The 13,302-nt window shown below is 60.9% G+C and carries 9 protein-coding genes and 4 pseudogenes; 9 read left to right on the top strand and 4 right to left on the bottom strand.

Annotation, left to right across the window (positions count from 1 at the left end):
* Positions 1-2 precede the first annotated feature (2 nt).
* Both SOPEG_RS07920 and SOPEG_RS07925 read left to right on the top strand, forming a co-directional pair.
* Positions 3-1,076, top strand: a pseudogene (locus SOPEG_RS07920) (ABC transporter ATP-binding protein); the annotation flags it as partial.
* On the top strand, positions 1,075-2,397 hold the full coding sequence (locus SOPEG_RS07925; RefSeq protein WP_025244939.1) for an ABC transporter substrate-binding protein: 1,323 nt from the start codon (positions 1,075-1,077) through the stop codon (positions 2,395-2,397). The pseudogene SOPEG_RS07920 and the gene SOPEG_RS07925, both read left to right, overlap by 2 nt.
* Before the next feature lie 210 nt (positions 2,398-2,607).
* On the opposite strand, the gene SOPEG_RS07930 is transcribed toward SOPEG_RS07925, so the two are convergent.
* On the bottom strand, positions 2,608-3,510 hold the full coding sequence (locus SOPEG_RS07930; protein WP_025244940.1) for a LysR family transcriptional regulator: 903 nt from the start codon (positions 3,508-3,510) through the stop codon (positions 2,608-2,610).
* Positions 3,511-3,614: 104 nt separating this feature from the next.
* On the opposite strand from SOPEG_RS07930, the gene SOPEG_RS29285 reads away from it, so the two are divergent.
* The 4 genes from SOPEG_RS29285 to SOPEG_RS07940 all read left to right on the top strand — a co-directional run bounded on the left by SOPEG_RS29285 (position 3,615) and on the right by SOPEG_RS07940 (position 8,257).
* Entirely contained in the window at positions 3,615-5,162 is a 1,548-nt protein-coding gene (locus tag SOPEG_RS29285) for a molybdopterin-dependent oxidoreductase (protein WP_236851665.1), read from the top strand.
* 63 nt (positions 5,163-5,225) lie between these two features.
* Positions 5,226-6,386, top strand: a complete 1,161-nt coding sequence (locus SOPEG_RS29290; RefSeq protein ID WP_236851667.1) for a molybdopterin dinucleotide binding domain-containing protein — start codon at positions 5,226-5,228, stop codon at positions 6,384-6,386.
* Between the two features lie 13 nt (positions 6,387-6,399).
* Positions 6,400-6,843, top strand: coding sequence for a 2Fe-2S iron-sulfur cluster-binding protein (locus SOPEG_RS29295; protein WP_236851669.1), 444 nt, complete (start codon positions 6,400-6,402; stop codon positions 6,841-6,843).
* 172 nt (positions 6,844-7,015) lie between these two features.
* Entirely contained in the window at positions 7,016-8,257 is a 1,242-nt protein-coding gene (locus SOPEG_RS07940) for a TIGR00366 family protein (protein WP_025244941.1), read from the top strand.
* 572 nt (positions 8,258-8,829) lie between these two features.
* Here SOPEG_RS07940 and lhpI read toward each other — a convergent pair.
* Both lhpI and SOPEG_RS07955 read right to left on the bottom strand, forming a co-directional pair.
* Positions 8,830-9,825, bottom strand: a complete 996-nt coding sequence (gene lhpI / locus SOPEG_RS07950; RefSeq protein ID WP_081742952.1) for a bifunctional Delta(1)-pyrroline-2-carboxylate/Delta(1)-piperideine-2-carboxylate reductase — start codon at positions 9,823-9,825, stop codon at positions 8,830-8,832.
* 465 nt (positions 9,826-10,290) lie between these two features.
* A complete protein-coding gene (locus tag SOPEG_RS07955; RefSeq protein ID WP_025244943.1) occupies positions 10,291-10,932 on the bottom strand; it encodes a TetR/AcrR family transcriptional regulator in 642 nt (213 codons plus the stop codon).
* 193 nt (positions 10,933-11,125) lie between these two features.
* Here SOPEG_RS07955 and SOPEG_RS07960 point away from each other — a divergent pair.
* The 3 genes and pseudogenes from SOPEG_RS07960 to SOPEG_RS28710 form a co-directional block, all read left to right on the top strand.
* Positions 11,126-12,204, top strand: a pseudogene (locus SOPEG_RS07960) (MFS transporter).
* Positions 12,205-12,448: 244 nt separating this feature from the next.
* On the top strand, positions 12,449-12,613 hold the full coding sequence (locus SOPEG_RS30450) for a hypothetical protein (RefSeq protein WP_158382344.1): 165 nt from the start codon (positions 12,449-12,451) through the stop codon (positions 12,611-12,613).
* 9 nt (positions 12,614-12,622) lie between these two features.
* Positions 12,623-13,168, top strand: a pseudogene (locus tag SOPEG_RS28710) (alpha/beta fold hydrolase); the annotation flags it as partial.
* Here SOPEG_RS28710 and SOPEG_RS30820 read toward each other — a convergent pair.
* A pseudogene (locus SOPEG_RS30820) lies at positions 13,145-13,237 on the bottom strand (hypothetical protein); the annotation flags it as partial. The pseudogenes SOPEG_RS28710 and SOPEG_RS30820 sit on opposite strands and share 24 nt — an antisense overlap.
* Positions 13,238-13,302 lie beyond the last annotated feature (65 nt).

Genomic DNA, 13,302 nt, shown 5'->3' on the forward strand with positions numbered 1-13,302 from the left:
TCATGTTACGCCTGCATAATGTCACCAAACGCTTCGAGGAGAAAACGGCGCTCGACGGCGTTACGCTTGAGATCGCCGCTGGGGAATTTTTGGTGCTGGTCGGCCCCTCCGGCTGCGGTAAAAGCACGCTTTTACGCCTGCTGGCCGGGCTGGAGCACCCAAGCCACGGCGAAATCTGGCTCGATGAGGTCAACATTACTGCCGCCTCCCCGCGACAGCGCAACTTCGCCATGATTTTCCAGAATTACGCCCTGTTCCCGCATTTGTCGGTCAAAGACAATATCACCTTCGGCATGCGGGTCCGACGCGAGCCGAAAGCCGGCTGGTCGGCCCGCGTGGCGCAGGTGGCGCGCATGCTGGAGCTCGACGAGCTGCTGGAAAGAAAGCCCGCCAAACTCTCCGGCGGTCAGCGCCAGCGGGTGGCCATGGCGCGCGCCATCGTGCGCGATCCGCGGCTGTTTCTGATGGACGAACCGCTATCCAATCTGGACGCCAGACTGCGCGGCGACGTCCGCGACAGTATCATGGCGCTGCACCGGCAACTGTGCACCGCTACCGTTTACGTCACCCATGATCAAATCGAAGCCATGTCGATGGCGGATCGCATCGTGGTCCTTGACCAGGGCCGGGTTCAGCAAATCGGCCCGCCGGAATACGTCTACGACCGGCCGGCCAATGTTTTTGTCGCGGGGTTCATCGGCTCGCCGGGCATGAATATCCTGACCCTACCTTGCGAGCGGGGCGCGATAGCGCTGGGCGCGCAGGCGTACTTGCTGCCCGCGCCGGCGCAACAGCGGGACAGCGTTATTGTCGGGATCCGCCCGGAACACATCACCGATGACCTACAGGGCACCCGGCAATTGCTCTGCCTGCCGGCCACCGTGACGCAGCGAGAACTGATGGGGGCGGACTATCTGCTTCACATCAGCACGCCTATCGGCGCGCTGCGCTATTGCCGTAAAAATCGCGGCGACGCCCCCCGGGTGGGCGACAGTTTATCCATCGGTTTTTCCCCCATTGATATCCATCTTTTTGATGCGCAAACACAGCGCGCTTTATACCAGGAAACCCCCCATGCATTTGCCTCTGACACAGCGCTTACCGGCGCTCACCTTTATCGTCTCGCTCACGCTTTGCGTCAGCGCGCGGGCGAAGGAGAACATCGACTTCATGTTTCCGGCCCCGGTTGACGGTAAGCTGACGATGGAGATGACCCGCGTTATCAAAAAATTTAACGACACCCAGGACGAGGTGGCGGTTCGGGGCATTTTTACCGGCAACTACGACACGACCAAAATCAAAGCGGAATCCGCGCAAAAAGCGGGACAGCCGCCGGCGCTAGTGATCATGTCGGCCAATTTCACCACCGACCTGGCGCTTAAGGATGAGATCCTGCCGATGGACGAGCTGTTCCGCTTCGGCAGCGATAAGGCCTCGACCTTCCTGACCCGTGAATTTTGGCCCGCCATGCAGCAAAACGCCCAGGTGATGGGGGTAACCTATGCTATTCCTTTCCATAACTCGACGCCTATCCTGTATTACAACAAGACGCTGTTCGAGCAGGCCGGTATCCGTCAACCGCCGCAAGACTGGCGGGAGCTGCTGGAAGATGCGAAAAAACTGACCGATAAGAGCAAAGGTCAGTGGGGCATTATGCTGCCTTCCACCAACGACGATTACGGCGGCTGGATTTTTTCGGCGCTGGTGCACGCCAACGGCGGTGATTACTTCAACCAAAGCTACCCGGGAGAGGTGTATTACAATACCCCGACCACTGTGGGCGCGCTGAGCTTTTGGCAGAATTTGATTTACCGCGACAATGTGATGCCGTCAGGGGTGCTGAACTCCAAACAGATAAGCGCGGCCTTTTTCTCCGGCAAGCTGGGCATGGCGATGCTGAGTACCGGCGCGCTGGGCTTTATGCGGGAAAATACCAAAGACTTCGAGCTGGGTGTCGCCATGTTGCCGGCGAAACAGCAGCGCGCCGTGCCGATTGGCGGCGCCCGTCTGGTCAGTTTCAAGGGCATTTCCGATGGACAGAAAAAAGCGGCTTATCGATTCCTGAGCTACCTAGTCAGCCCGGAGGTGAACGGCGCCTGGAGCCGTTTCACCGGCTATTTCTCGCCCCGGAAAGCGGCCTATGACTTGCCGGTGATGAAGGCCTATCTGGCGCACGATCCGCGCGCGGCCATCGCGCTGGCGCCGCTGAAGTATGCCCATCCCTGGTATTCCACCTATGAAACGGTGGGAGTACGCAAAGCGATGGAGGATCAGCTGGCGGCGGTAGTGAACGACAAAAACGTGACGCCAGAAGCCGCCGCCAAGGCGGTGCAGGAAAAAGCCAATAGTCTGCTGCAGCCTTACGTGGCCCAAACGGCGCTGGCGCCGGTGGAGTAAGCTGAAACTTGCCATGCCGCGCTCGCGCGACCAGTCCGACCTCCCTCTACGATAAAGGGGGTTCGGGCTGGTCGACGTTTTCCCATCCCGGGGCTGGGGCAAACTCGGCATCCTCCACCGCCGCCGGGCGCGGCGCCTCTTAGTTTGTCGGCTCCGAATCCCCTCTGACGTCGTGTCAGACGCTTTTTATGCCGTCGGCATCAATATTCCCTATGCCGCGGGGATAAGGGTGCGGATGAAATCAATCAGCGCCCGGTAGGCCTGCCCGGTCTGGCGTCGGCCGCACCAGGCGACGCCGATATCCATCGTCGGCACGCTGTCGCTGACGGGCCGACGGGCGATGCGCTGTCCCTCCAGCGACCAGGCGCGGTAAACAATATTGGAAAGAATACTGACGCCCTCGCCCGCGGCGACCAGGCTGCGCACCGCCTCGATGGACCGGCCTTGAAAGGTGATGCGCGGCCGCAGCCCGCGCGACGACCAGTAGCGATCCAGCACCGTGATATGTTCGTCCATATCCAGCAGGATATAGTCGTGTGCCGCGACATCCGCCAGCGTTACGCGCCCGGCCAGGATGAGCGGATGTTCCGGCTGTGCCCACAGCATACGCGGCGAGCGCGTCAGCACGTCATAGGCCAGGTGTTCCGATGGGGAGATGTTGGCGGTCAGCATCAGCGCCAAATCCAGCTGGCCCGTTTTCAGCATCGCCTCCAGCGTCTGGCGATCGTGCTCGCCGTAATGGACATCAAGCAGGGGAAAATTCTGCTGAATTTTGGCAATCAATGACGCCATTAAATAAGCGCTAACTGTCTCGGTCAGCCCGATGCGCACCGGCCCTTGCAGCGCGGGGGACGTTTGGCTTATCTCGTCCATTGCCTGGTCGAGATCGGCGAGAATGCTTTGGGCATGGTGAAGAAAACGCTGCCCCGCCGGCGTGAGCGCGATGCCGGCGGGCCCGCGCCAGAACAGTGCCGACCCCAGCATCTGTTCGAGCCGTTGCAGCGAGGCCGTCATGGAAGATTGGGATATGTGACAGAGTAACGCCGCTTTCGATACCTGACCGCAATGGGCCAGGGCGATGAAATGCTGCAATTGCCGAACGGTGGGCCTCATCGATTTTTTCGATATTCCTAATTCACTTTTTTGTATTAGAAATAATGACGCGCTTTCCTTAGCTTCGCAAGAGGTCTATGGCGACATCACGGGGAAGGCGCATCATGACGGGCAAGGTCGTTAAAGGGTACTGCACGCTCTGCCGATCGCGCTGCGGTACGCTTAATCATATTGAAGACGACCGCCTGATAGCCGTCAGCGCGGACACCAGCCATCCCACCGGGCAGGCGATGTGCCTGAAAGGCAAAGCGGCGCCGGAGCTGGTGGACAGCAGTGAGCGGCTGCGCTATCCCCTGCGCCGCACGCGGCCCAAAGGCGCGGCCGATCCGGGCTGGCAGCGGATAAGCTGGGATGAAGCATTAGCGGAACTGGCCGGCCAAATGGCGGCGATAAAAGCGCGCTCGGGCGCGCACGCTTTCGCCTTTGGCGTCACCACCCCCAGCGGCACCCCCCTCAGCGACAGTATCGATTGGATTGAGCGATTGATTCGCAGCTACGGCAGCCCCAACACCTGTTACGCCACGGAAATCTGCAACTGGCATAAAGACGTCGCCCATACGTTCACCTTCGGCTGCGGCATGCCGACGGCGGATTACCCCCACAGCGATCTTATCATGCTGTGGGGCCACAATCCCGCCAATACCTGGCTGGCGCAGGCCCATGCCATCGGCGAAGGTCGCCGCAACGGCGCCCGGCTGCTGGTCATCGACCCGCGGGAAACCGCCCTGGCGCAACAGGCCGACATGTGGCTGCGCATCCGGTCCGGTACCGATGCTGCGCTGGCCATGGGGCTGGCCAATCTGTTGCTGGCGGACGGCGAATTCGACGCGCAGTTTATCCGTCGCTGGTCCAACGCCCCTGCCCTGGTCCGTGACGACAACGGCCAATTTTTACGCGCGGGCGACGTTGGCCTGCAACCGGCGGACGCCTTAACCTACTGGGACCGTCACGCCAATGCGGTGCGCGTCTTGCCGCGGCTGGAGGCGGTAGAGGGCGAATGGGACGAGACGACGGCGGCGCTGCGTGGCCATTTTCATGTCGCCACCGACACTGCGGCACTCACGTGCCGATCGGCGTTTACGCTCTATGCCCGGGCCTGTGCCGCCTATAAGCCAGCGCGCACCGCCGCGCTGACCTGGGTATCGACGCACGATCTGCACCGCGCGGCCGATCTGCTCGCCAGCGCCCACCGAGTCGCCTACCACGCCTGGTCCGGCGTCGCGCAGCAGACCAACGCCACCCAAACCGACAGAGCCATCGCCTGCCTGTATGCCCTGACCGGCAGTTTCGACGCCGAAGGCGGTAATCGCATTTTCGTCAAACCGCCTTACCGGCCGGTCAACGGCCTCGATCTCATCGACCCGCGTCAGCGGGAAAAAGCGCTGGATTACGCCGAGCGCCCGCTGGGTCCGCCGGCGCAGGGCTGGATCGCCGGCCGCGATCTGTATGAAGCGATCCTGACCGGCAAACCCTATGCCATCGAAGGGATGCTGGCCTTCGGCACCAATATTCTGGTTTCTCAAAGCGACACCGCGCTGGGGGTCGAGGCCCTGAGCAAGCTGCCGTTTTATGCGCATTGCGATCTGTTCCTCAACCCCAGCGCCCACTATGCGGACATCGTGCTGCCCGTCAATACCCCCTGGGAGCGGTAGGGGCTGCGTATCGGGTTTGAAATCTCTTCCCGCGCTGAATCGCTGATACAACTGCGCCCGCAAATGGTTTCCTCGCGCGGTGAAGCCCGCTCGGATAACGACATCGTTTTTGCCCTGGCGAACCGGCTGGGGTTACAGGAGACCTTTTTTGGCGGGACGCTGGAGCAAGGCTGGAACGCGATGCTGGCGCCGACCGGGCTCACCGTGGCCTGCCTGCGCGCACGACCGGGGGGCGTGACGGTCCCCGTCGCACCGCGTGAACGGCACTACCGCGCAATCGGTTTCGCGACCGAAACCGGCAAAGTCGAACTGTACAGCGAACGGTTGCTAAAACACGGCTATCCCCCGCTGCCGACGTTTGACGACGCGACGCTGACGCAGCTGGATACCCGCTTTCCTTATGTATTAACCAGCGCGAAAAACGGCTTTTTCTGCCACAGCCAGCATCGCAGCCTCGCCAGTCTCCGGCGCAAGGCGGCCGATCCGGTCATCGAGATCGCCGCCGCCCTGGCGCGACTGAAAGGTATCGCGGAGCAGGATTGGGTCCGCGTCACCACCCGTCTCGGCAGCGCCCGCTTCCGCGCCCGGCTGCGCGACTCGCTCCATCCCTGCGTCCTGGTGGGGGAATTCGGCTGGTGGCAGGATTGCGTCCCCTTGGGACAACCGGGCATGCCTCTACAGGGTGAGGGTAATAGTCACTATAACGGCCTCGTCGACGGCGCCAGGCGCGACCCCATCAGCGGCACTACACCGCTGCGAGCGTTCGCCTGTGATGTGGCGCGCGAAGTCTCCCACGATCTCGCGCCCGCCCGCTGGCAGGGCTATCGGCCGTTTATCGTCCAGCAATTGCACAAAGAGCGCCAGGATGTGACCCGCGTGACGCTCAATGGGGAGGAACACGCCGCCGGCGAAGCGGCGATGTTCGCCGTCCGCGCCTATTCGCTTATCGGCCCCGCGCTCGCGCCAGACGCCGCGTGTTATCACATTGCGGTCCGCCATTTAAAGGAGACCGATGCCCAAGGCAACAGCCGGGAAGGCGCCGTTTCCGCCTTTATCAATCGCCACCTTCGCCCGGGGGATCGTCTGGAGCTGATGGCCCCCGGCGGCCATTTCGTCATCCCCTATCGTTCGCCGCGGCCGCTGGTGTTTTACGCCGGCGGTATCGGTATTACCCCGTTTTTAAGCGCGCTGGAAACCGCGGCCGACGCCGGCTCCCGCGCCTAGATACTGCTGCTCTATGCCAATCGCGATCCCCTGTGCCACGCGTTTGACCAGCGTATCGCGGCGCTGCAGGCGCGCCTGCCCGGACTGCGCATCATCCATCTCTACAGCCATCACCGAACAGCTGCTGGCCAAGGGGGTCGCGCGTTTCGCTATCTTTCAAGAAGCTTTTCGCGCCCCGGCCGCCGCGGTTATCGCAAGCGATCGCCCGTTTAACGTCCATTTTCAACGCTCGGGGCAACGGCACGTCTGGACCCGCGAATCCGGCCCGCTGCTGAGCTTCGCTGAACGACTCGGCATCCCGCTACCGAGCGGTTGCCGGGTGGGCCAGTGCGAAAGCTGCGCTGTCCGTATTTTACAAGGCGAGGTGAAACACCTGCATGCCGCCGCGCCCGATGAGCCCGACACCTGCTTAACCTGTCAGGCGATCCCCATCAGCGATCTGACGCTGGATGCATGACCCGTTAGAGGTCAACCCTACTGCACATAACAAACGCGCCTGGCGGGCCGATAACCGCCCGCGGTATAGGCGCCGCCCGACGCAATAACATGACGCTACAGTGAGGATGAGAGGAGCAAACCCATGAATGTGAGAACCGAGGTGCAAAGAGCAACCCCCCCCCTCCGGGCGGATGGAAAACATCGCCATCGGGGTGAGTAACTGGTCGAAAAAATGGTTCCCCGAAGCCTATGTCTTCGCGGCGCTGGCGGTGGTGGTCGTCGTGCTGGCGGCAATGGCAATGGGCGTCCCCTTGGCGAGTGCCGCGCGCGGCTTCGGCGATGGCTATTGGAGTCTGATTCCGTTTACGATGCAAATGGCGCTGGTGGCCATCTCCGGCTATATCGTGGCGGTTTCGCCGCCGGCCGCCAAGCTTATTATGCGCCTCGCCGCCCTGCCCCGCGGCGCCAAGGGCGCGGTGGTGCTGATTGCCGCCGTTAGCCTCGGTTCCTCGTTGTTCAACTGGGCCATCAGCCTGGTCTTCAGCGGCCTGCTGGAAATAAGCGGCGTTATCCCCTTTACCGACACGATTGTTACCTGGCAATCGCTGCTGATGATGCTCATCCTGATCATCATTTCGCTGTGGGTGGCCTACCTCTCGGCGCCGACCGGGGCGCGCATCCGCACCGCCGCCGATTTGGGTGTGGACTTGACCGAGCCCAGCATGGCGGTCAACAAACCGCAACGGCCGGGGGAATGGCTGGAATACTCACCGCTGGTGACCCTTCTGCTGGCGCTCTTGAGCGTGCTGTGGCTGTACACGGAATTCACCAGCAGCAACCCGATACTGGTGATTTTCAACTTAAACACCTATAACTTTCTGTTTCTGACGTTGGGGATGATACTCTGCTGGCGGCCGATCCGGTTTATCCGCGCCTTTTCCAAAGCGGTTCCTTCCGTGGCGGGCGTGCTAATACAATTTCCGTTGTACGGCGGGATCGCCTTCATTATGACCAAGACCGCCAATGCCGACGGCGAGACCCTCTCGCACCTGCTGGCGTCGGGCTTTGTCTCGGTCGCGTCCTCCGAATCCTATGCGGCGGTGATGGGGATTTACTCCGCGGTGCTGGGGTTTTTTATTCCCTCCGGCGGCGGCAAGTGGCTTATCGAAGCGCCCTATGTCCTGCAGGCGGCAAACGAGTTGCGCGTCAATCTTGGCTGGGCAGTGCAGGTGTATAACGCCGCCGAAGCGCGGCCGAACCTCATCAACCCGTTCTGGATGTTGCCGCTTTTGGGGGTATTGGGGCTACGCGCGCGGGATATTGTCGGATTCACCTTCACCCAGCTTATTGTCCACCTTCCCCTGGTGTTATTGCTGCTGTGGCTTTTCACCGCCACCTTTCATTACGTGCCGCCTATGGTGCCAGCGAAATAAGCGCGCATGCGCGGCAATAACGCAACAGAAAAAGCGCCAGAGTGAAGTTCACCTCTAGCTCATAATGCGCGATAAGACGGCGGGAGACTATTTTATCCCGCCGTGTCGTAGCGGGAAGAGGTTATTTCCTGCGTTAACTGATGACAACACATCGCTATCTTCTTTAGCGACCAGCGGCAAAGCCGGAGGATTAACCGCGCTAACGGCGCATGCCTATTTTATGGCGTTGCTCGACAGCGCCGCGGCGCTATTTTTTCGGCAACGTTGCGACAGCAAAGCGCTATTTTGGCATCGACGCGCGACTCTCAGGCGTTATTACCGCATCGACGCAGGCTCACCCACGCCTATTCGTGCGCGAAGAGCGCATTCAGCAGAATTCTACTCATTGCGCGCTTGGCTAACGTTGCGGCGTCATTTTCTCACGCGATGTTGGTCACCATTGAATACGCGGCGCTCTTTTTTCGGCCGCAGAAAACTTGCCAAAAGGGGCTCGATGGGGCGCCAGTCAGCCCCCTTGCTGCCGACAACGCTGCGCCGTGACAGGTTTAGCGCGGCGACGTTTACCGCCGCCGTTATCTGCCCAGGGACGCGTTACTTACCCAAGCGCTGTTTTGGACGCGTCCGGCGGCTAAATCCCAAGCGGCGGTGCCGACGGTTTTAAAGACGATGGGACGCGTGCTTTCCGGTGGTGTGGTTAACCCCTGGGCCAGGGAAAAGGTGGCGCGCCAGTCGATATTGGCTTGAATTAAATCCCCCGCCTCATGCCTGGCGCCGTCGGGATCGTCCAGGTAAATATCGCTGCCGGACAGCGTCACCTCGCCTATTTCCGCCATTTCCGGTTTGAAGACGCCGACGCCGATAATCAACAGCCCCGCCCGCGCGGCCGCGTTATATACCGGCCGCTGGCTGGTGGTCAGCGTGATGACGACCGACACTTTGTCCGGTATGGCGTCGCTGACGCAGGGGTGAAGATCGCCATGCAGCGGGCGCAGTTCATCGCAAAACGCCTGCGCACGCGCCGCGCTCGTCCCGCGCACCCAGACCCGGCACTCGGGATACAGCGCTGCGATAGCGAGTAAATGATAGCGGAATTGCGTTCCGCTACCGATGAGCAAGATTTCCCGCGGCGGCTCGGGCAGCAGCGCAATAATGCCAAGCATTGATACGGCCGCCGTCCGCCGGCCGGTCACTTCTGGACCATCCAGCACAAAGAGCGGCACGTCATTTTGCGCATCAAACACCGCCACCTGCCCGTAAAGGGTGGATAAACCGAGCTGACGGTTATCGGGCACCACATTCACCAATTTGTGTATCGCCAAATCCGGCGCGACGGCGGGCATACTGAACATGACCCCTTTGTTGTTCAGCGGCACCACCATGCATTCGGGGCTGAGGATCCGTCCCGCGGTATAATCGGCTACCGCCTGACGCAAAACATCGACGAAAGGTTTAAACGGCAATAAATCGGCGGTCTGTTTTCGGTCGAATACCTGATAGGGATCTGGGGTTATATTCTTTCCTGACGGCTGTGGCGTGAATACTGCAAGGTAGCCTGCATGATAAGGCATTTCATTGCTCCTTTCCCGCAAAATTACCCGAAAGGCGCGCTGAAATAACTCGATGTGGGCGCTAGTGGCAGGTTGGGTAATGATGCCGGCGGATGTTTGTGAAATAGACTTTCCGTTATTTTCAGCCATTGCCCTCGCCGCTATGGGCGACCAGAAAAATAACGGCGTCGCCTAGAGCTGCGTTGAAAAAAATAAAGGGTTCTGAACGACCATTAATGGCGGCAGGGGTCACCGTGGCGACTTATAAAGTATATTCGTACCGGCCAGATGGCCTTATAACTTATAAGCGGGAAAAAGCCTTTTCACCGTCTGCGTTGCCGCACCCTTATTCGCGCTCCCCCTTGCGCGCTTTACCCCTGCGCTGACGCGCCATTATGCGCGCTTACGCCCACTCTCCCTCACCTAATGACCCATCACCCCTGCGGCGGCGCGCCGTTGGACATATCCGCCATACCGGCATGGCGCTCACTGGCCAGCGGCCTGGCGTGGTAGGTTATCCGCCCGGTTGTTGTCCCATAAGGTCATGATTTGCGTGATGCCCCCCTCTATCGCCGCCAGAGGGATACCATCACGGGCCAGCGTCGAGATGCCCAGCAAGAAGCCATCGAACGCCACCGTCAACGCTGGAATATCGCTGTTGCGCCGCAGCTCACCCGTTTCTACGCCCCGCGCTAGGCAGCGTTGCAAGCCGCTGCGCGTACGCTGTCGAGAGTCCGCCAGCAGCTGCATCAGCGGCTTATTGGCCGCCGAGCAGGCCGTCATGACGCCGAGGGCCACCATACACCCTTGCGGATGCCCCGGCTCGCACTGCATGCGCGCGGATCGCAGCAGCGCAGTTTCAATGGCGACGCGCGGCGGCAGATCCGCCTGCCATAGAGAGTCGGTCACACGGCCGTGGGTGGTGAGATAGCGATCCACGGCTTCGCGAAACAGCGCCTCTTTGGAACCAAAAGCCGCGTAAAAGCTGGGAGCGGTGATTCCCCTCCCGATGGCGGCTTTCAACTGCGCCAGCGACGTCGACTCGTAGCCATGCTCCCAGAAAAGATGCATTGCCTGACTCACCGCCGCCTCCCGGTCAAAGGTCCTCGGCCGTCCCGTTCTCATTATTGTGCTCCACGCTAAAGGTACTTATTTATACTAATCGATACATAAAAGATTGACAACCTGCGGTCGGTCAGATATTTATACCGTTCGATATATAAGTAACCTTGTCCGCCGCGCCACCTCGCTCTTCTGCTGGGGATTTTCCGGCGCGGCAGCGTATATCTTATATTTATACCAATTGATACAAAAGGTAATGATGATGACTCAATGGCCTTCGGTTAAGGCATCCCGTATTGCAGATCAGGGCGCGCTGCCCGTTCTGGCATTGTTGGCGCTCGCCATGACCGGTTTTATTTGCATTCTGACCGAGACGTTGCCCGCCGGCCTATTGCCGCAAATCGGCGCCGGCCTGCATATCTCCCCCGCGCTGGCGGGCCAGATGGTCACCGCCTATGCCGCCGGTTCGCTTATCGCCGCCATACCGCTGACCCTCGTCACCCGTACCTGGCCGCGCCGGCAGGTGTTGCTGGCGACCGTTCTCGGTTTTCTGCTGTTCAATACCTTGACGGCGGCAACCTCCCAGGTGGCGGTGCTCCTGACGGCCCGTTTTCTGGCCGGGGCCGCCGCGGGTCTGGCCTGGAGCCTGTTGGCGGGTTATGCCCGGCGAATGGTTCCGCCGCCATGTCGCTGCTGTTGATGGCGTGGATTGTACTGGCGATACCGAACTTTCCCGGCCAGCGGGACCGGCGGCAGGCGCGGCCGGGCACGGTGCTGCGCAACCCCGGCGTCCAGGCGGTGCTGGCGGTGGTCTTCACCTGGATGCTGGCGCATAATATTCTTTACACCTACGTTGCCCCCTTGGTGACACCCGCCGGGCTGGCGAACCGGGTAGATAGCGTGCTGTTGATATTCGGTCTGGCGGCGCTGGCGGGGATTGTCATTACCGGGCGGGTGATCGACCGCCATTTGCGCCGGGCGGTGTTGGCGTCGCTGTCCGGCTTTGCCCTGGCCGCGCTGGCTTTTGCGCTGAACGGCGTCTCCCCCGTGCTAATGTATGCCAGCGTCGCCGTCTGGGGGGTAACGTTTGGCGGCGGCGCCACGCTGCTGCAAACCGCGCTGGCCGATGCGGCGGGGGAAAGTGCCGATGTGGCGCTGTCCCTGAATGCCGCGACCTGGAATAGCGCCATCGCTCTGGGCGGCCTGGCGGGCGGGCTACTGCTGACGCACGGCGGCGTCAGTACGTTCCCGCCGGTGGTCATGCTACTGTTCCTGACAGGCCTCGCTATTGCCTGGCGCACTTCGGACTACGGCTTTGTCGCGGGCCGGCGCCACTAGCGCCGCGCCAGAAACAGCCTGTGACCCTGACGCAGAATATCGCGCCGGCAACCGTATTCACCCTGTCGCGTTGTATCGCGGCGGAAAGCCGTAGTTACCCTGATGCGGAGTATCGCGTCGGAAGTCTTTAATTATTCAGGCGCCGGTCGCCGCCCTTGGGCCCTGTCTTCACCCAAGCGCCGGACGCCGCCCCACGACAGGAGCGCACACGATGATACCCCTTATACGCACCTGCTATGGCGCATTGCTGAGCGCCGCGCCGGCGGCAGCCCAGGACAGGTTTTTACCGCCGGCCGGTTTTACCGCCGCCTATCAGACCATCAATCATGTCAGGTTACATTATGTCAAAGGCGGACAGGGACCGCTGGTTTTGCTGGTGCACAGCTTCGGCCAGTCCTGGTACGAGTGACGCACGCTAATGCCGCTGCTGGCCGCACAGCATACGGTGATAGCCGTGGACTTACCCGGCCTCGGCGATTCCGCCACGCCCGTCAGCGGCTATTCCGGCGCAGCGATCGCCGACTCTCTTTACCGGTTGGCGCTACACTATAGCCAAGGGCAACCCTTCTCACTGATGGCCCATGATATCGGTATTTGGAATACCTATCCGCTGGCGGTAAAACACCCGCGCCATATCGATAAAGTGGTATTTATGGAAGCGCCGATACCGGATAAACGCCTGTATGACTTCCCGGCTTTCTCGCCGCAGGGTGAATCGCTGGTCTGGCATTTCAGCTTCTTTGCCGCCGGAGACAATTTGGCTGAAACGCTGATTGCCGGACACGAAAAAACGTTCCTGACGCATTTTATCCGCTCCCACGCCACCCGCCAGGCGGCGTTCACGCCGCAGCCCCTTTTGGCCGTGATCGCGCAGCCGGGCGTACAGATCCTGCCAAATGAATTCGCTGTTAAGCGCGTCGCTGCCGATGATCATCCCCGCCAGCTCATCCACTACCGCTTTGATCATGCGCGCCGGGCCGTAGCACTCGCCCCAACCGGTAATACCCTCATCGGTCATGATTTCCACCAGCATCTCGGTGCGGGTATCGTAGCGCGCACGAATAAGCAAAGGGTTGGCTCAGCTTGGCCGACAATAAA

It is taken from the genome of Candidatus Sodalis pierantonius str. SOPE (assembly GCF_000517405.1).
Classification (GTDB): domain Bacteria; phylum Pseudomonadota; class Gammaproteobacteria; order Enterobacterales; family Enterobacteriaceae; genus Sodalis_C; species Sodalis_C pierantonii.

Bases quoted from the DNA above. Each gene is read 5' to 3' on its own strand.
- SOPEG_RS07925 (WP_025244939.1), top strand. From the start codon at position 1,075: ATGCATTTGCCTCTGACACAGCGCTTACCGGCGCTCACCTTTATCGTC.
- SOPEG_RS07930 (WP_025244940.1), bottom strand. From the start codon at position 3,510: ATGAGGCCCACCGTTCGGCAATTGCAGCATTTCATCGCCCTGGCCCAT.
- SOPEG_RS29285 (WP_236851665.1), top strand. From the start codon at position 3,615: ATGACGGGCAAGGTCGTTAAAGGGTACTGCACGCTCTGCCGATCGCGC.
- SOPEG_RS29290 (WP_236851667.1), top strand. From the start codon at position 5,226: ATGGTTTCCTCGCGCGGTGAAGCCCGCTCGGATAACGACATCGTTTTT.
- SOPEG_RS29295 (WP_236851669.1), top strand. From the start codon at position 6,400: ATGCCAATCGCGATCCCCTGTGCCACGCGTTTGACCAGCGTATCGCGG.
- SOPEG_RS07940 (WP_025244941.1), top strand. From the start codon at position 7,016: ATGGAAAACATCGCCATCGGGGTGAGTAACTGGTCGAAAAAATGGTTC.
- lhpI (WP_081742952.1), bottom strand. From the start codon at position 9,825: ATGCCTTATCATGCAGGCTACCTTGCAGTATTCACGCCACAGCCGTCA.